This is a genomic window from Streptomyces sp. NPDC033221, assembly GCF_055577005.1.
Genome location: NZ_JBVIQN010000012.1, coordinates 92,237 through 107,560, shown reverse-complemented (window position 1 = coordinate 107,560; position 15,324 = coordinate 92,237). Strand labels below are relative to the sequence as shown.

The 15,324-nt window shown below is 73.9% G+C and carries 17 protein-coding genes and 1 pseudogene; 11 read left to right on the top strand and 7 right to left on the bottom strand.

The features are described from left to right. The first annotated feature begins 157 nt into the window (after positions 1-157). The 7 genes and pseudogenes from ACZ53K_RS18180 (at position 158) to ACZ53K_RS18150 (ending at position 5,248) form a co-directional block, all read left to right on the top strand. On the top strand, positions 158-613 hold the full coding sequence (locus tag ACZ53K_RS18180) for a CBS domain-containing protein (protein ID WP_468837215.1): 456 nt from the start codon (positions 158-160) through the stop codon (positions 611-613). A gap of 146 nt (positions 614-759) precedes the next feature. Then, complete coding sequence (locus ACZ53K_RS18175) at positions 760-2,241, top strand: phosphatase PAP2 family protein (protein WP_468837213.1); 1,482 nt, start codon at positions 760-762, stop codon at positions 2,239-2,241. An 80-nt stretch (positions 2,242-2,321) separates the two neighbouring features. Further along, positions 2,322-3,185: a methyltransferase domain-containing protein gene (locus ACZ53K_RS18170; RefSeq protein ID WP_468837210.1), complete on the top strand. Its 864-nt coding sequence runs from the start codon at positions 2,322-2,324 to the stop codon at positions 3,183-3,185. Positions 3,186-3,284: 99 nt separating this feature from the next. Further along, complete coding sequence (locus ACZ53K_RS18165; RefSeq protein ID WP_468837207.1) at positions 3,285-4,448, top strand: CapA family protein; 1,164 nt, start codon at positions 3,285-3,287, stop codon at positions 4,446-4,448. A 124-nt stretch (positions 4,449-4,572) separates the two neighbouring features. Then, positions 4,573-4,923: a VOC family protein gene (locus ACZ53K_RS18160; RefSeq protein WP_073763570.1), complete on the top strand. Its 351-nt coding sequence runs from the start codon at positions 4,573-4,575 to the stop codon at positions 4,921-4,923. Then, a pseudogene (locus ACZ53K_RS18155) lies at positions 4,923-5,087 on the top strand (maleylpyruvate isomerase N-terminal domain-containing protein); the annotation flags it as partial. The gene ACZ53K_RS18160 and the pseudogene ACZ53K_RS18155, both read left to right, overlap by 1 nt. Before the next feature lie 26 nt (positions 5,088-5,113). After that, positions 5,114-5,248, top strand: a complete 135-nt coding sequence (locus tag ACZ53K_RS18150; RefSeq protein WP_468837530.1) for a hypothetical protein — start codon at positions 5,114-5,116, stop codon at positions 5,246-5,248. A 56-nt stretch (positions 5,249-5,304) separates the two neighbouring features. On the opposite strand, the gene ACZ53K_RS18145 is transcribed toward ACZ53K_RS18150, so the two are convergent. From ACZ53K_RS18145 to ACZ53K_RS18135, 3 genes are all read right to left on the bottom strand, one after another. Next, the gene (locus ACZ53K_RS18145; RefSeq protein WP_468837205.1) at positions 5,305-6,228 is read right to left on the bottom strand and encodes an NADP-dependent oxidoreductase; all 924 of its coding nucleotides are present in this window, start codon (positions 6,226-6,228) and stop codon (positions 5,305-5,307) included. A gap of 125 nt (positions 6,229-6,353) precedes the next feature. Further along, entirely contained in the window at positions 6,354-8,387 is a 2,034-nt protein-coding gene (locus tag ACZ53K_RS18140) for a DUF5107 domain-containing protein (RefSeq protein WP_468837202.1), read from the bottom strand. Positions 8,388-8,559: 172 nt separating this feature from the next. After that, positions 8,560-9,465: an arginase family protein gene (locus ACZ53K_RS18135; RefSeq protein WP_468837200.1), complete on the bottom strand. Its 906-nt coding sequence runs from the start codon at positions 9,463-9,465 to the stop codon at positions 8,560-8,562. A gap of 152 nt (positions 9,466-9,617) precedes the next feature. On the opposite strand from ACZ53K_RS18135, the gene ACZ53K_RS18130 reads away from it, so the two are divergent. Continuing rightward, positions 9,618-9,953 carry a DUF6204 family protein gene (locus ACZ53K_RS18130; RefSeq protein ID WP_468837197.1) on the top strand — a complete coding sequence of 112 codons (336 nt, stop codon included), beginning with the start codon at positions 9,618-9,620 and terminating at the stop codon, positions 9,951-9,953. Positions 9,954-9,972: 19 nt separating this feature from the next. Here ACZ53K_RS18130 and ACZ53K_RS18125 read toward each other — a convergent pair whose 3' ends face one another. From ACZ53K_RS18125 to ACZ53K_RS18110, 4 genes are all read right to left on the bottom strand, one after another. Continuing rightward, positions 9,973-10,350, bottom strand: a complete 378-nt coding sequence (locus tag ACZ53K_RS18125; RefSeq protein ID WP_468837194.1) for a glyoxalase superfamily protein — start codon at positions 10,348-10,350, stop codon at positions 9,973-9,975. Beyond that, on the bottom strand, positions 10,350-10,892 hold the full coding sequence (locus tag ACZ53K_RS18120; protein ID WP_468837191.1) for a GNAT family N-acetyltransferase: 543 nt from the start codon (positions 10,890-10,892) through the stop codon (positions 10,350-10,352). The genes ACZ53K_RS18125 and ACZ53K_RS18120 overlap by 1 nt, the downstream gene beginning before the upstream one ends. A gap of 112 nt (positions 10,893-11,004) precedes the next feature. Then, complete coding sequence (locus ACZ53K_RS18115; protein ID WP_468837188.1) at positions 11,005-11,766, bottom strand: 4'-phosphopantetheinyl transferase family protein; 762 nt, start codon at positions 11,764-11,766, stop codon at positions 11,005-11,007. Positions 11,767-11,876: 110 nt separating this feature from the next. Continuing rightward, positions 11,877-12,848, bottom strand: coding sequence for a DUF2867 domain-containing protein (locus tag ACZ53K_RS18110; protein ID WP_468837186.1), 972 nt, complete (start codon positions 12,846-12,848; stop codon positions 11,877-11,879). Positions 12,849-12,899: 51 nt separating this feature from the next. On the opposite strand from ACZ53K_RS18110, the gene ACZ53K_RS18105 reads away from it, so the two are divergent. From ACZ53K_RS18105 to ACZ53K_RS18095, 3 genes are all read left to right on the top strand, one after another. Further along, the gene (locus tag ACZ53K_RS18105) at positions 12,900-13,610 is read left to right on the top strand and encodes a TetR/AcrR family transcriptional regulator (RefSeq protein WP_468837183.1); all 711 of its coding nucleotides are present in this window, start codon (positions 12,900-12,902) and stop codon (positions 13,608-13,610) included. Positions 13,611-13,871: 261 nt separating this feature from the next. After that, complete coding sequence (locus ACZ53K_RS18100; protein WP_468837181.1) at positions 13,872-15,059, top strand: cytochrome P450; 1,188 nt, start codon at positions 13,872-13,874, stop codon at positions 15,057-15,059. A 53-nt stretch (positions 15,060-15,112) separates the two neighbouring features. Further along, positions 15,113-15,307: a ferredoxin gene (locus ACZ53K_RS18095; protein ID WP_468837179.1), complete on the top strand. Its 195-nt coding sequence runs from the start codon at positions 15,113-15,115 to the stop codon at positions 15,305-15,307. Positions 15,308-15,324 lie beyond the last annotated feature (17 nt).

Here is a 15,324-nt window from a genome sequence, read left to right as displayed (position 1 = left end):
GGCGACCGGCGCCGCCGCGGCATGCCCGGTGCCGCCGGCGCGCCCCTGGACGACGCCCCGGGGTGACGGCCCCCGGAACGCCCCGTGCCCCGGTCCGCCCGGCCGCCCCCGCCGGGCCCCCGCCGCCGCAGGCCCGACCGAGAGAAGGCGAACAGCAATGGCTCAGTTCGTAAGGGACGTCATGACCCCGGACGTCGCGGCGGTCCTGCCGGACGCCTCGCTCGTCGAGGCGGCGCAGCTGATGCGCGCGCAGGACATCGGGGATGTCCTGGTGGCGCAGGACGGCGTACTGCTGGGGGTGGTGACCGACCGCGACATCACGCTGCGCGCGGTGGCCGACGGGGTCGACCCGCTCGCCGTGTCCTGCCGCTCGGTGTGCACCCCCGAACCGGTCTGTGTCGGCCCCGACGACCACATCAGCGAGGCGGTGACGCTGATGCGCACCAACGCGGTGCGGCGGCTGCCGGTGGTCGAGAACGGCACGCCGGTGGGAGTGATCAGCATCGGTGACCTGGCCCGCGCGCAGGACCCGGACTCGGCGCTCGCGCACATCAGCCGGGCCGCGCCGGACAGCTGGCCGGACGGCGGGAACGCGGGCCCGGCCCCGACCTGAGGCCCGGCCCTGCCCCTGGCCGACGGCCGCCGTCCGCCGGCCCGGCCCACCGACGCGACCGACGGGAGCGGCTGCGGATGAAACGGACGACGCGGGGAACCGTGGGGCTGCTGTATGTGCCCTCTTCTTCGGGGTACAGGTGGGCCATGCGAAAGCTGCTGAGCACCTGGGACCGCGAAATCTTCGACAGCGTCGCGTCACGGCACTGGCCGGGCGCGCAGCGCGTGCTGCCACGGCTGACGCGCACCGCCGACCACGGGCTGCTGTGGATGGGGATCGCGGCGGGCGCGGCCGCCCTCGGCGGGCGGCCGATGCGGCGGGCCGCGCTGCGCGGGGTGGCCTCGCTGGCGGCAGCGTCGGCGACGGTCAACACCCTGGGCAAACGCTCGGTCCGGCGCAACCGGCCGATACTGGACGCGGTGCCGGTCATACGGCAGCTCAACCGGCAGCCCTTCACCACCTCCTTCCCCTCCGGCCACGCGGCCTCGGCGGCGGCCTTCGCCACGGGCGTCGCCTTCGAGAACAAGTGGTGGGGCCTGGCGCTGGCGCCGGTCGCCGCCTCGGTCGCGTTCTCCCGCGTCTACACGGGCGTCCACTACCCGGGCGACGTCCTGGCGGGGGCCGCGCTCGGTGTGGGCGCGGCGCTCGCGGTGCGTGGGCTCGCGCCGACCCGGGCGCAGCTGGCGCCCCCGGCCCGCCCGGCGGCCGACGCGCCCTCGCTGCCGGCCGGGCGCGGGCTGTTCGTGGTGGCCAACCACGCGTCCGGGCAGCGCACCGGCCCGCGCCCCGACCGGGTGCAGGAGGTGCGCGGCGTCCTGCCGGAGGCCGAGGTGGTGCTGTGCGGCGATCCGGAGTCCCCGCCGATGGACAAGGCGCTGGAGGAGGCCGCCGAGCAGGCCAAGCAGGCGGGCGGCGCGCTGGGCGTACTGGGCGGCGACGGCACGGTCTGCGCCGCGGCGGCGGTCGCCGTACGGCACGGCCTGCCGCTGGCGGTGCTGCCCGGCGGCACCCGCAACCACTTCGCGTACGACCTCGGCATCGAGACGCTCGGGGACGCCGCCCGGGCGGTGGAGAGCGGCGAGGCGGTGGCGGTGGACCTGGCCGGGTTCCGTACCGCGCCGGGGCAGGACCCCACGTACTTCCTCAACACCTTCTCCATCGGCGCCTACCCGGAACTGGTGCGCGTGCGGGAGGAGTGGGCGGGCCGGATCGGCGCCTGGCCCGCCGGGATTCTGGCCGCCTGGAAGGTGCTGCGCACGGCCGACCCGGTGACGGTGGAGGTCAACGGCAAGCGGCGGGAGGTGTGGCTGCTGTTCGCGGGCAACTGCGCGTACCGCGGGCTGGGGCTGGCGCCGGTGCGCCGGCACGACCTGGCGGACGGCGTGCTGGACGTCCGCGTGGTGCACGGTGGCCGGCTGGCCCGTACGCGGCTGCTGACCGCGGCCCTGACGGGCGCGCTGCGGCACTCCCCCGTGCTGAGCGAATCCCGGATGCGTTCGGTGCGCCTGGGCGGCCTGGCGGAGGACAGTGTGCTCGCGTACGACGGTGAAGTGACGCCCGCGCCGGGCGAGTTGCAGATCTGCAAGGAGAACGAGGCGCTGACGGTCTACCGCCTGCTGCCCGAATAATGAGACGGCATTCTCATGATGCGGTCACCCGGCGTACGGTGGGCACGCCTGCCGACCGGAGCACGAGGGAGCCGTCCGCCATGCCGCACGAGTCCGCCGTCCACGCCCAGGGCCGCCACGGATCCGCCGCCCACCGCGAGTCCGCCGTGTACACCCACGGGCACCACGAGTCCGTCCTGCGCTCGCACACCTGGCGCACCGCCGCCAACTCGGCGGCGTACCTGCTGGATGCACTCAAGCCGCACATGGAGATCCTGGACATCGGCTGCGGCCCCGGCACCATCACGGCCGACCTGGCCGCACTGGTGCCGGACGGGCGGGTGACCGGGCTGGAACACGCGCCGGACATACTGGACCAGGCACGGGCCACCGCGCAGGCGCGCGGCCTGCGCAACGTCCGCTTCGTGACCGGCGACGTCCACGCACTGGACTTCCCGGACGACTCCTTCTGCGTCACCCACGCGCACCAGGTCCTCCAGCACGTGGGCGACCCGGTGCAGGCCCTGCGCGAGATGCGGCGCGTCACCAAGCCGGGCGGCATCGTGGCCGTACGGGACGCGGACTACGCGGCCATGACCTGGTACCCGGCGGTCGAGGGCATGGACGACTGGCTGGACCTCTACCGCAGGGTCGCCCGCGCCAACGGCGGCGAGCCGGACGCGGGGCGGCGCTTGCGCGCCTGGGCCCGGGACGCCGGCTTCGCCGACACCGCGATCACCTCCACCGCCACCGCGTGGTGCTACGCGACACCGGAGGAACGTTCCTGGTGGAGCGGCCTGTGGGCGGACCGGACGGTGGCCTCCGCGTACGCCCGGCTGGCGGTGGACGGCCGCCACGCCACCGAGGCCGAACTGGACCGTATCGCCGGTGCGTGGCGGGAGTGGGGAGCGCGAAAGGACGCCTGGTTCGGCGTCCTGCACGGCGAAATACTCTGCCGGGTCTGAGCGCGGGCGTCCCCCGGCCGGGCGCGGGACACACCGGCGCCGACCCCCGACCGCCACAGCCAGCACGAACTATCCCACCCCACCCGGTATGAAGAATCCGTGACAAGAACGCACACACCGGCCGCCCTGGCGCTGCTGGCACTCCTGGCGGCGGGCTGCGGTCCCCAGCAGCCCGCCGCGGGACGCCACGGCGCCACCTCGGGGCAGCCCGCGAGGGCCGCCGCGTCCGGCGGCTTCACCCTCCTGGCCACCGGTGACGTGCTCCCGCACACCGAGATCATCGAGCAGGCCCGCAAGGACGCACACGGCCGCGGCCACGACTTCGGCCCCATGCTCGCCCCTGTCCGGCCCCTGGTGTCCGGCGCCGACCTGGCGATCTGCCACATGGAGACGGTGTACGGCGAGGACGGCAGCCCGTTCACCGGCTACCCCGCGTTCACCTCACCGCCCCAAGTGGCCGCCGCCCTCAAAGCCACCGGTTACGACTCCTGCTCCACCGCCTCCAACCACACCCTGGACGACGGCGCCGCCGGAGTCCGCCGCACCCTCGGCGCCCTGGACGCGGCGGGCGTACGGCACGCCGGCTCGGCCCGCACCGCCGACGAGGCCACCCGCCCCGCCCTCCTCAAAGCGGGCACGGCACAGGTCGCGCAGCTCGCCTACACGTACGGCACCAACGGCATCCCAGTCCCCCAAGGACAGCCCTGGTCGGTCAACCTCATCGACCGGGACAGAATCCTCACCGACGCACGGGCCGCCCGCCGCGCGGGCGCCGACGTGATCGTGGTCAGCCTCCACTGGGGAACCGAATGGCAGCAGGAACCCGACGAGCAGCAGCGCACCCTCGCCCGGGCCCTCACCGCCGCCCGCACCGGCGGCCGCCCCGACATCGACCTGATCCTCGGCACCCACGCCCACGTACCGCAGGCGTACGAGAAGGTCAACGGCACCTGGGTCGTCTACGGCATGGGCGACCAGCTCGCCGGCTACATGTACAACCCGCAGGGCGCGGTCGACTCCCGCGGCAACCAGAGCTCGATGGCCCGCTTCACCTTCACACCGCCGGACGCGGCGGGCCGGCGGTGGACCGTCAGCAAGGCGGAGTTCACCCCGCAACTCACCGACGTGAACGACGCGTTCCGCGTCCTCCCGCTGTCCGCCGACGCCGCACGCGGCTCCGCACACGCGCGGGCCCGCGACGCCGTGCGCGAGGTGGTCCTCTCCCGCGGCGCCGCGGAGGACGGCCTGACGATGACCGGTTGAGGGGTTGAGGGGCCGGCCTGCCGAGCGGCCCGCGCAACCGTAACCGAGCCCCTCCCCTTCCTGCTCCCGTACGGAATCCCCCAACTGATCGCGTACGGCCCGGCACCCCAACTACGCTCGTCCCATGGACATTCTGGGGACCTCACTGCGAGTGTGCGTGACCGACCTCGACGCCGCGATCGGTGTCTACGAACGACTGACCGGCGCCGAGGCGATGCGCTTCGAGCACGGCGGCGTCTCGGTCGCGGCCGTCGGCTGCTTCTTCCTGATGAGCGGCCCGGAGGCACAGCTGTCGGTCCTCAGAAAGATCACCGCCACGCTCGCCGTCAAGGACGTGGACGACGCGGTGGCCGACCTGACGGCGGTCGGCGCGCAGATCATCGCGGGCCCGCTGCCGACCCCGATCGGCCGCAACCTCGTCGCCCGCCACCCGGACGGCTCGGTCTTCGAGTACGTCGACCGGAAGGCGGCCTGATGACCGGCGGTACGGCCCCGGCGGCCGACTTACGCCCGCAGCACCAGGCGGTCATGGACACCGTGACCGCCATCGTGCGGCAGGCCGGACCCGGGCAGCTCGCACGGCCCACCCCGTGCGCCGCGTGGGACCTCGGGCAGTTGATCGCCCACATGACGGGCCAGAACCACGGTTTCGCCGCCGTCGCGCGGTGCCCGGCGGCGCGGCGCGGGAGGAGGCGGGCGCCGCCTTCGGCCCCGTACGGGACGCACCCGGCACGGCTCCCGCCCTGGACCGGGTCGTGTCCCTGCTCGGCCGCTCCCCCGACTGGCCGGACAGCGCCTGACGGCCGACCGTCACCGCCCACGCATCACGACCGTCACGGCCGTCACCGCCCGCCCGTCAGGAGACCTCCAGCACGATCTTCCCGCGCGTACGGCCCTCCTGGCTGCGGCGGAACGCCTCGGCCGCCTGCGACAGCGGCAGCACCGTATCGACGTGCACGGTGAGCTTCCCGGCGTCGGCGAGGTCGCCGAGCGCGGCCAGCCCGGCACGGTCCGGACGCACCCACACCAGATGCCCGCCCTTCTCCTTCACGTCGTTGTCCGCGACGGAGGCGACCCGGGAGGAATCCCGCAGCAGTTCCTGCGAGACGTCGATGACGCCGTTGCCGACGAAGTCCAGGGCCGCGTCCACCCCGTCGGGAGCCAGCTCGCGCACCCGGCCGGCCAGACCGTCGCCGTACGTCACGGGCTCGGCGCCCAGGGAGCGCAGGAAGTTGTGGTTGCGCTCGCTGGCCGTACCGATGACGCGGGCACCGCGGGCCACCGCGATCTGCACCCCGAGCGACCCGACGCCACCCGCCGCGGCGTGCACCAGAACCGTCTCGCCCTTGGTCACGCCGAGCCGGTCCAGGACCTGCAGGGCGGTGAGCCCGGCGAGCGGCAGCCCGGCGGCCTGCTGCCAGCTCAGCGCGGCGGGCTTGCGTGCCAGGGTCCGCACGGGGGCGGCCACCAGCTCGGCGAAGGTGCCGTGCTGCACCTCGTCCTTGCGCACGTACCCGACGACCTCGTCCCCGACCGCGTACTCGGTCGCGTCCACCCCGGTCGCCTCGACCACTCCGGCCACGTCCCAGCCGGGAATCATCGGGAAGTGCACATGCAGGATCGGGTCCAGATACCCGGCCAGCACCTTCCAGTCGACAGGATTGACCCCGACGGCCTTCACCCGCACCAGCACCGAATCCGGTGCCACCTTGGGGTCGGGCTGGTCGGCGTAGGTGAGCTGGTCGGGGTCGCCGTAGCGGTGGGCGATGATTGCCTTCATGATCGATGCAACGTGGCGCACCCGTGGATCATTCCGCCCACACCACCGGACAACACCCGATCAGGGCACCTGACGCTGCCACCCGGGCGTATCCCGGGCCGGAACCGCAGTGCGCCGAAAGCCCCTCATACCTCCCGCATCCGGAACTCATAACGCTCCGGCAGGGGATGTTCCGCACGGGCCTTCGTGCGGACCTCTGCTGTTACGGGGCCCGAGCCCGCGATGAGGGCCTCCGCGACGGCGTACCAGGTGTCGCTGAGGATTTCGTCGCCTTCCCGCAGGTCGGGCACCTCGAAGCCGCGGTCGAAGACGGCGCGGGCCGCGGCGGCGTCGCCCTGGGCGAGGGCCACCTGGGCGGTCAGCAGGGCGAGGCGGCCGTCCGTACGGGTGTCCTCGGGGAGCCGGGCCAGGGCGGCCGCGGCCTCTTCGGGGCGGTCGGCGGCGAGCAGGGCGGGGACCGCGGCGCGTACCAGGGCCGGAAGGAGGGGGGCGACGTCCTCGGTGGTGTCCGTGGAGGCGTCCGTGGGCGCGTCGTCGGGGACGCAAGCCAGCGCTTCCGCGTAGCGCTGTGCCGCGCGTGCCGTCTCGCCTGCGGATTCCTCGGCGACGGCGAGGCAGTAGAGGGGCCGGCAGTCCGTGCCGTGGGCCAGGGCCCGTTCCCAGCTGCGAACGGCCTGGGCGCGGTCGCCCGCATGCCATTGGGCGATGCCCAGGTGGTAGTCGGTGCCCGGTCCGGGCGGTGCCGACTCCAGCAGGTCGCGCCAGGGTGCGGCGACCAGGGGCGCGGCGGGCACGCTTCCGTCGCGCGGGAAGTCGCCGGTGTGCAGCAGCGTCAGCCATGGGCGCTGGTCGGGGCCGATGGTGGACTCGGCGAAGGGGGTGCCGGGCAGGTCGTGGCCGGCGCGGGCCCGTTCCAGGGCGCCCCAGCCGGAGCCGGTGGCCAGTGTCTCCTTCGGTTCGGCGTCGGCGTACGGACGCCAGGCGGCGAAGGCCGCGTCGGCTCTTTCGCGCGGCAGTGCCGCTTCGAGCCGGTCGCCGGCCTCGCGGCGGGCCGCGGCCCAGTCCGTGCCGTGCACCGCTGCGGGGTCGGCGGCGAGCGGCCCGTACGCCTCCAGCCAGGCGAACTCCGCGCCGCCTTCGAGGCGTACGTGTTCCAGCTGTGTACGTGCCAGCCCCGCCTGGATCTCGGCGTAGCCGCCGGTGCCGGGCTCGGTGAGCCACTCCTGCCAGCGGCGCCCGGCGCGTCCCGCGCCCCACAGGAACAGTTTTCGGCCGCGGAGGGTGTCGGTGGAGGTGTGCACCAGGCCGTGGCCGGTGGCGTCGAGGGAGGCGATCCAGCGGCGCTCGCCGTCCGGGATCTCGTAGAAGTGGTCGGCGGGGTGCTCGCTGCGCAGGGGGTAGGTGCGGTCGGCGCCGTCGGACACGGGGACGGGGATGCGGCGCAGCCGGTGTTCGTACCCGAAGTGCCAGGCCTGGTCCGCCGGGGCGAGGACGCGGGTGTGCTCGTCCTCGGGTACGGCGATGTTGGACCACCAGTAGGCGGGGGCCGCGTGCAGGTGCGGGTTGCGGATGCGGACGCCGACGAGGAGGAAGTCGGAGCCTTCCGGGAGCCAGAGGTCCACCTGGTAGGGGAGGTCGCGCAGCCGTTCCCACTCCCACAGGCGCAGCATCTCGCCGCCGTCGGGCGCCGGTACGGTCGCGGCGTGCACCGGGGCGCAGGACAGGGTGGTGTGTCCGGTGGCGCCGGTGTTCCATTCGATGCCGCCGGAGAGCCAGGCGCCGTTGAGGGCGAAGTTCGCGGGCTGCAGTACGGGGTTGCGGTAGAGCAGTTCGCGGCCGGTGGGCTTGTGGTGGAGGGAGTGCACGCGGCCGCCGAGGCCGGGCAGGACGGTGGCGCGCAGCCGGTCGTTCTCGATGACGAGCGCGTCGAGGGTGGTGTCGGCGCGGGTACGGCCGTAACCGTCGCGGATGCCGACGGGCAGCAGTGAGCCGAGTGGGGCGTAGCGGAGCTGGCGGGCCATGTCGGGCGGCAGGTCCGGGTCCGCGGGCGGTTCGGCGCGGTGGACGTCGGCCGGTGCGCGGACGGCGGGCAGCGGGTTGACCGGGCCGACGGGCGCCGCGGGGAGGGTCAGGGTCGTGCGTCGTACGCCAGTGGCCACGGCTGCCTCGCAGGGGTGTACCGGGCCACCTTCGGTGCGGTGGCCGCCTGTTGACCATGGAACCCTGTCCGCGCCCGCCTGAAAAGGGCCTGTTGAGGCCATGTGTGGGGGCGGTCGCGGGCAGATTGCGATCAGACGGTGGCCTTGTGCGGCCAGGATCAGCCAAGGGCGGTCAAGGTTGCGCCAGGGCGATTTCCAGCAGATCGGCGAGCAGCGCCGCGCCGTGCCCCTCGGGGTCGAGGTCCGGGTCGTAGATGGTGAGGTCGAGCCCCACGCAGCGCGGGGAGGCCGCCAACGGAGCCAGCAGCTCGCGCAGTTCCCCGGTGTACAGACCACCGGGGTCGGGGCTGTCGACGGCCGGCATCACGGACGGATCGAGCACGTCCGCGTCCAGGTGGATCCAGAAGCCGTCCGGCGCCGTGTTCTGGAGGTCGCGCAGGACTTTGCGGGCGACGGCGTCCGGGCCCTGCTGCCGGATCTCGCCTGCCGAGCGGTGGGCGATGCCCAGGGAGGTGAGTTCGGCACGGTCCTCGTCGGCGTCGCGGACGCCGAGGATGTGCAGGTCGGCGTCGTGTACGTACGGTCCGAGGCCGTCGATGCCGGTGAGGTCGGCCTGGCCGCGGCCGGTGATCTGGGCGGTACCCTCGCCGGCCGCGGCGCCTACGGGGCCGTTGCGGTCGGTGTTGCCGGGGTGCCGGAAGTCACCGTGCCCGTCGAGGTAGACGACGCCGTACCGGCCGGTGCGCCGCAGGCCCAGTGTGGCGCCGAGCAGGATGGAACAGTCGCCGCCCAGCAGGACCGGGAACTCGCCCGCGCGTACGTGCTTCTCGACGCGGGCGGCGAGCCGGCGGGTGTAGCCCGCGATGGCGGCGGCGTTGAAGTCGCCGTCGCCTTCCTGCCAGCCGCTCAGGTCGTAGCGGGGTGGCGTCACGACGCCGCCTTCCAGGGCGCCGAGCCGCCGCAGCAGGCCCTGTTCGCGCAGGGCGCCCGCCAGTTTGCAGCAGCCGGGGACGGCGCCCGGCGCGGGCGGGCGCAGCCCGAGGTTGGAGGGGGCGTCGATGAGCACGATGCGGCGCATCCGGCCATCCCACCGCACCGGGTGGCGATCTTCAACAGGATTTCGGGGGCGGCGGGCGCGTGATGCGGGACGGGGGTGGCATCACGTACCGTTGCAAGCGCATCGGTACGGCGAAGGCCGGCGTACCGGCGACGGAAACGAGGGACACCGCGATGGCGACGGACCACACCTACCGGGTGATCGTGCGGGGCCGGTGGGACGGACTGACCGACGAGGCCAGGGCCCGGCTGCTGGCCGAGGCGGACGACCACGGCCTGGCGCAGCTCCGGTTCACCCCCGAGGGCTCGCTCGCGTACGACGCCGCGCTGCGGTCGTTCACCTACCGGTACGTGATCGTCTCGGACGCGGCGGACGGCGAGGAACTGGCGGCCGCCCTCGCCGAGGAGAAGGCGGAGGCGGCGCTGGCGGCCGCCGGGTACGGCCACCGGGAGCTGCGCTCGTCCGCCACCGACATGGACACCATGAAGGTCAACCGCAAGGGCCGCTGACGGCGGGCGGCCGGGCCGCTCACCCCGCCGGCGGCTCGGTGCACCGCAGCTGGTTGCCGAAGGGGTCGGTGAGGGTCAGCGTCAGCCCGATCTCGCCGTCTTCCTCCAGTCCGGGCTTGAGGAACGGATACTTCTTGGCGGCCAGTTCGGCGTGCAGCGCCCGTACGCCGTTCAGCTCGGCGTACACCACCGTGCCCGGCGTCCCGTCCCCGTGGTGCTCGGAGAGGTGCAGGACGAGGCCGCCGCGGGACACCTGCGTGTAGAGCGGCAGGCCGGGCGCGAAGCGGTGCTCCCAGTCGACGGCGCAGCCCAGGTACCCCAGGTAGAAATCGTGTGCCTTGGCCACGTCGAAGACGCGCAGCACCGGAACGGGGTGCCGGAAGGTGATCTCGGACATCAGGCCCTTTCGAACATGTCACTGGTGATGGCCCAGCGTTCGTGGTCCCGCCAGGCGCCGTCGATGAAGAGGAAGTCGGGCGAGTAGCCCTCCAGCCGGCAGCCCGCGCGCTTGACCAGGGCGATCGAGCGTTCGTTGGCCGGCTGGATGTTGATCTCCAGGCGGTGCAGGCCCAGCTCGTCGAAGGCGTACCCCATGGCGAGCCGCAGCCCCTCGCTCATCAGCCCCCGCCCGGCGGCGTGCGCGAAGGCGCCGTAGCCCACCGCGCCGCAGCGGAACGCGGCGTGCACGATGTTGTTGACGGTCAGGAAGCCGGCGATCCGGCCGGTCTCCAGCTCGCAGATCAGCAATCCCTCGCGCGACGGCTCCTGGAGCTCAGCGAAGTAGCCGTCGTAGGCCGCGTCGGTGGTCGGCGGGGAGAGCCACGGCCGCTGCTGCCGTACGCTCTCCCGCGCCCGCGCCGTGAACTCCGCCCGGTCTTCCGCCGTGAAGTGCCGGAGCCCGACCCGGGGGCCGGTGGCGAGATAATGATCGTCAGCCATCGTCCGATCGTATGAAGCGGCGGGCCGGGGCGCCAGGCATTTCGACCGTACGAGCGGTTCGCCGACCGGTGAACGGGCGGAAACAGCGCGGCACACCGCCCGTCGAGGCCGGTCAGGCGGTCACGGCCGTCGCACGGACCGCGCAGGCCGCCGCGTACCCCGCCGGCACCGCCACGTCCGCCATCCGCCACCCCGGCACCGCGACCGGCACCGGCTCGGCGCCGACCAGTGTCGTGGTCATCAGGTCGCCCGCCAGACCGCTGCCGGTGCCCTTCAGGTACGCCTCCTTGCGGGTCCAGCAGCGGGCGAAGGCGGTCGGCCGGTCCTCCTCCGGGAGGGCGTCCAGCGTCGCGCGCTCCCGCGGGTGCAGCATGCCCGACACCTCGGCCACGGTCCGGGGCGAGGCCGGCTTCTCGATGTCCACGCCGACGGGCGTACGGGCGAAGCCGATCAGCGCCATGTCACCGGTGTGGGAGAGCGAGAAGTGCAGCGGCACCCCGGCCCCGGCCAGCGCGGGCCGGCCGTGCGGCTCGTCGCAGCACGGGCAGGCTTCGCGTACGAAGCGGAGTCCGGCCGGATCGCGGTCCAGGTACGCGCCGAGCAGGCGGCGCAGCGCGCCGTGCGAGGTGGCGTAGGTGTCGCGGTCGCCGGGCCGGACGAACGCGGCGGTCCGCTTGCGCTCGGCCGCGTCCAGCACCGCCGTGTCGTGCAGTCCGGCCTCGGGCACGGTGCGGACCAGCCACAGCGACACCTCCCGGGGGCCGTCCGCCGGCAGCGGGCCGGGCAGCGCGGACGCGTCGTACACCTCGGGTATCAGGGCGGGCCGCGCGGCGCCGCTCTGCTCGCTCGGGGCCCAGGTATCGCCCGTGGTCATCGGTCGCACTCCCTCGTCGTCTTCCTGCGCGTCCGCCCGGGGTCACCCGGACCGTCCGTTCCTCGGCGGCGCGTGCGGGCGGTCCGGCGCGGTGCGGATGCCGGGAGCCGTTACGGCCGTGTCCGGTGACCGTACCCGGCTCGCGGGGCGCGCGCCGCCAACTCGCGCTCCCCCGCGCTCGGTGCGGCCAGCGCCAGGCGCCGGTGCGTACGGCGGAGCATCGCCCGGGCAAGCACGGGGTGAACACGCCGGACGACCGCGAAGTAGAGCCGTCCGCCGGTGTGGTGGATGCGTACGACCGTGCTGAGCGTCACCCGGCCGCCGTGGCCCGCGGTCCGCCCGTCCGGTCCCACGGCCGGGCTCTCGACCAGGATCGACGCGCGGAAGTCCAGGTGCCGGGCGTCCTGGCCGAGGAGGATCTCCCCGCCGTCCGCGGACTCGGTACGGCCCAGTTCGGGGAACGCGCCGCGCAGCATGCCCTTCCAGGCCGCCGGGTCGCGCGGCATGCCGGGCGGCAGCGGCAGCTGCCAGGCGTCCTGGAAGTCCGTACGCGGGAAGGCGGTACGGGCCAGCCGGGCACCGGACGGGAGGCCGACGGCGGTGGGGCGCTCCCACAGGAGCCGGTGCAGCAGCCGTACCCACCGCGAACGGCGGGCCGGGGCGCGGACCGTGCCGGTGGCGGCGCGTTCGACGTTGTCGAGGAGTTCCTCGATGACGGTGATGTGCATCCACCGGATCGCGAGCGGCCAGGTCACCCGTTGTGCGCCGGTGAGCCGGTCCTTCAGGACGTGGGTGACCCGGCAGCTTCCGGCGTCGAGCGGGGTGATCTCGATGGCGTGGTGGCCGCCCCCGGGGAAGTCGAAGCGGATGTGGCGGCCCGGCTCGTAGGCGGTGACGCGGTAGCGGACGAAGCTGTGGCCGCCGGTCGCGCCGATGCCCAGTGGGCGGTCGAAGCGCATGGCGGGCCAGACGGGAACCGGGAACAGCGGATCGTCGTCGCCGGCCAGCCGGTCGAGCAGGGCTCCGACCGTCCCGGCCGGCGCTCGGACGGTGCGTGCGTGGACGTCGTGGACCGTGCGCATGGGACACCTCCATACGGTGGCGTATGTTTGACCGTACGGTAGCGTATGGTCATGGCGCAACGGCGAACGGACGACCTCCGGGGCACCTCCTCGGACAACCCCCCGAACCTCCCCTCGGACTCCCCCTCCGAGAGCCCGCCAGGCGCTCCCTCGGACGACAGCCCCCCGGCCCGCGCGGGCCGCGACCGGAAGCGCGGCGCCACCCGTCGCCGCCTGACCGCCGGGGACTGGGCCGACGCCGCCCTCGCGGCCATCGGCGAAGGCGGCCTGGCCGCGGTGGCCGTGGAGCCGATCGCCGCCCGTCTCGGCACCACGAAGGGCAGCTTCTACTGGCACTTCGCCAACCGGGACGCACTGGTCGACGCCGCGCTGGAGCGCTGGGAGCAGCTGCACACCGAAGCCGTCATCACGACGGTGGAGGCGGAACCCGACCCGGAGCGGCGGCTGCGCGGCCTGTTCGCGCTCGCGAGCGCCGCGTCGGCCGCCGACCCGCTGGAGGTCTCCCTGCTGGCGACGGCGGCGGAGCCGCGCGTCGCCGCCGTCCTGCGCCGGGTGACGGACCGTCGGGTCGGCTATGTCGCCGCACTCTTCGCCGAGCTGGGCTTCCCGGCGGCCGAGGCGCGCCGGCGGGGCCTGCTCGCGTACACGGCGTATCTCGGCCACACGCAGCTGGGGCACGCCGTCCCGGAGAGCCTGCCGGGCGGGGCGGACCGCGACCGGTACCTGGACTCGGTGATCGACACACTGCTCTGCCGGGAGTGACGGGCCCGCGGGCCCATGCAGCTCGCCCTCAGGCTGTCCACCCCCGTGCAGCACACCGCGCGGCGGCCGGAATTGGCCGGTCCGCGCATGGACGTATTACGTGCATAGGGCATGGAGTGGAACGTGATCCGGACCGGGCCGCCCGCACTCCCTCCATCCGACTCCCCTCCGCCCTTATCTCCTCCCGACCCGCCGTCCGCCAGCCTTGCCGCAGGAGCCCATCGACCCCACCGCCCACGCAGCCTTCCTCCAGGAGGTCCCATGACCGAGGCTCTGCCCTTCCCGCAGGACCGCACCTGTCCCTACGACCCGCCCATCGGCTACCAGCCCTTACGCGACACCCGCCCGCTGTCCCGCGTAACGCTCTACAACGGCCGCACCTCCTGGGTGGTGACCGGCCACGCCGAGGCCCGGGCGCTGCTCACCGACCCGCGGCTGTCCGCCGACCGGCAGAACCCGGCGTTCCCCTCCCCCGCCCCGCGCTTCGAGACGCTGCGCCATGTGCGGATCCCGCTGCTGGGGGTCGACGACCCCGAACACAACACCCAGCGCCGGATGCTGATACCGAGCTTCGGCCTCAAGCGCATCGCCGCGCTGCGCCCCCGTATCCAGGAGACCGTGGACCGGCTGCTGGACGCCATGGAACGGCAGGGCCCGCCCGCCGAGCTGGTGTCCGCCTTCGCGCTGCCCGTGCCGTCCATGGTGATCTGCTCCCTCCTCGGCGTCCCGTACGCGGACCACGAGCTCTTCGAAGACCTGTCCCGCACCGTCCTGCAGAGCACCGACCCGCAGGAAGTCACCGTGGCCCGCGACCGGCTGGAGGACTACTTCAGCGAGCTGGTGGCCCGTAAGCAGGAGAAGCCGGGCGACGGCCTGCTGGACGAGCTGATCGCCGAGCGGCTGGACACCGGCGAGATGGACCGCCGGGAGCTGGTGCGGATGGCCATGCTCCTGCTGGTGGCCGGCCACGAGACCACCTCCAACATGCTGTCGCTGGGCACCTTCACGCTGCTGGAACACCCGGAGCAGTGCGCCGCGCTGCGCGCCGACGCGTCGCTGATCCCGGACGCGGTGGAGGAACTGCTGCGGTTCCTGTCGATCGCCGACGGCATGGTGCGGGTGGCGACCGAGGACATCGAGGTCGGCGGCGAGACGATCCGGGCGGACGACGGGGTCATCTTCTCCACCTCGGTCGTCAACCGGGACGGCGCGGCCTACGCCTCACCGGACACCCTGGACTGGGAGCGCTCCGCCCGGCACCACGTCGCCTTCGGTTTCGGCGTCCACCAGTGCCTCGGCCAGAACCTGGCCCGCGCGGAGATGGAGATCGCCTTTGGTGCGCTCCTCGGCCGCTTCCCCGGCCTGCGGCTGGCGGTGCCCGCCGCCGAGGTCCCCGTCAAACCCGGCCACACTCTCCAGGGTCTGGTCGAACTGCCCGTCACCTGGTGAGCGGGCGGCCCGCCGTGTCCCGCGCATCCGCCGACGAACGGAAGAGATCCACCATGAAGATCAACATCGATACGTCCGTGTGCATCGGCTCCGGTCAGTGCGCGCTGACCGCACCGGGAGTGTTCACCCAGGACGACGACGGGTTGAGCGCCCTGCTGCCGGGCCGCGCGGACGGCGGGGGCGACCCGCTGGTACGGGAAGCCGCCCGCGCCTGCCCGGTCCAGGCCATCACGGTCCACGAGGACTGACCGGCCGGGCCCGGCGG

Excerpts from the sequence above, each read along its gene's own strand:
- ACZ53K_RS18180 (WP_468837215.1), top strand. The coding sequence starts at position 158 with ATGGCTCAGTTCGTAAGGGACGTCATGACCCCGGACGTCGCGGCGGTC.
- ACZ53K_RS18175 (WP_468837213.1), top strand. The coding sequence starts at position 760 with ATGCGAAAGCTGCTGAGCACCTGGGACCGCGAAATCTTCGACAGCGTC.
- ACZ53K_RS18170 (WP_468837210.1), top strand. The coding sequence starts at position 2,322 with ATGCCGCACGAGTCCGCCGTCCACGCCCAGGGCCGCCACGGATCCGCC.
- ACZ53K_RS18160 (WP_073763570.1), top strand. The coding sequence starts at position 4,573 with ATGGACATTCTGGGGACCTCACTGCGAGTGTGCGTGACCGACCTCGAC.
- ACZ53K_RS18145 (WP_468837205.1), bottom strand. The coding sequence starts at position 6,228 with ATGAAGGCAATCATCGCCCACCGCTACGGCGACCCCGACCAGCTCACC.
- ACZ53K_RS18135 (WP_468837200.1), bottom strand. The coding sequence starts at position 9,465 with ATGCGCCGCATCGTGCTCATCGACGCCCCCTCCAACCTCGGGCTGCGC.
- ACZ53K_RS18130 (WP_468837197.1), top strand. The coding sequence starts at position 9,618 with ATGGCGACGGACCACACCTACCGGGTGATCGTGCGGGGCCGGTGGGAC.
- ACZ53K_RS18125 (WP_468837194.1), bottom strand. The coding sequence starts at position 10,350 with ATGTCCGAGATCACCTTCCGGCACCCCGTTCCGGTGCTGCGCGTCTTC.
- ACZ53K_RS18120 (WP_468837191.1), bottom strand. The coding sequence starts at position 10,892 with ATGGCTGACGATCATTATCTCGCCACCGGCCCCCGGGTCGGGCTCCGG.
- ACZ53K_RS18115 (WP_468837188.1), bottom strand. The coding sequence starts at position 11,766 with ATGACCACGGGCGATACCTGGGCCCCGAGCGAGCAGAGCGGCGCCGCG.
- ACZ53K_RS18110 (WP_468837186.1), bottom strand. The coding sequence starts at position 12,848 with ATGCGCACGGTCCACGACGTCCACGCACGCACCGTCCGAGCGCCGGCC.
- ACZ53K_RS18105 (WP_468837183.1), top strand. The coding sequence starts at position 12,900 with ATGGCGCAACGGCGAACGGACGACCTCCGGGGCACCTCCTCGGACAAC.
- ACZ53K_RS18100 (WP_468837181.1), top strand. The coding sequence starts at position 13,872 with ATGACCGAGGCTCTGCCCTTCCCGCAGGACCGCACCTGTCCCTACGAC.
- ACZ53K_RS18095 (WP_468837179.1), top strand. The coding sequence starts at position 15,113 with ATGAAGATCAACATCGATACGTCCGTGTGCATCGGCTCCGGTCAGTGC.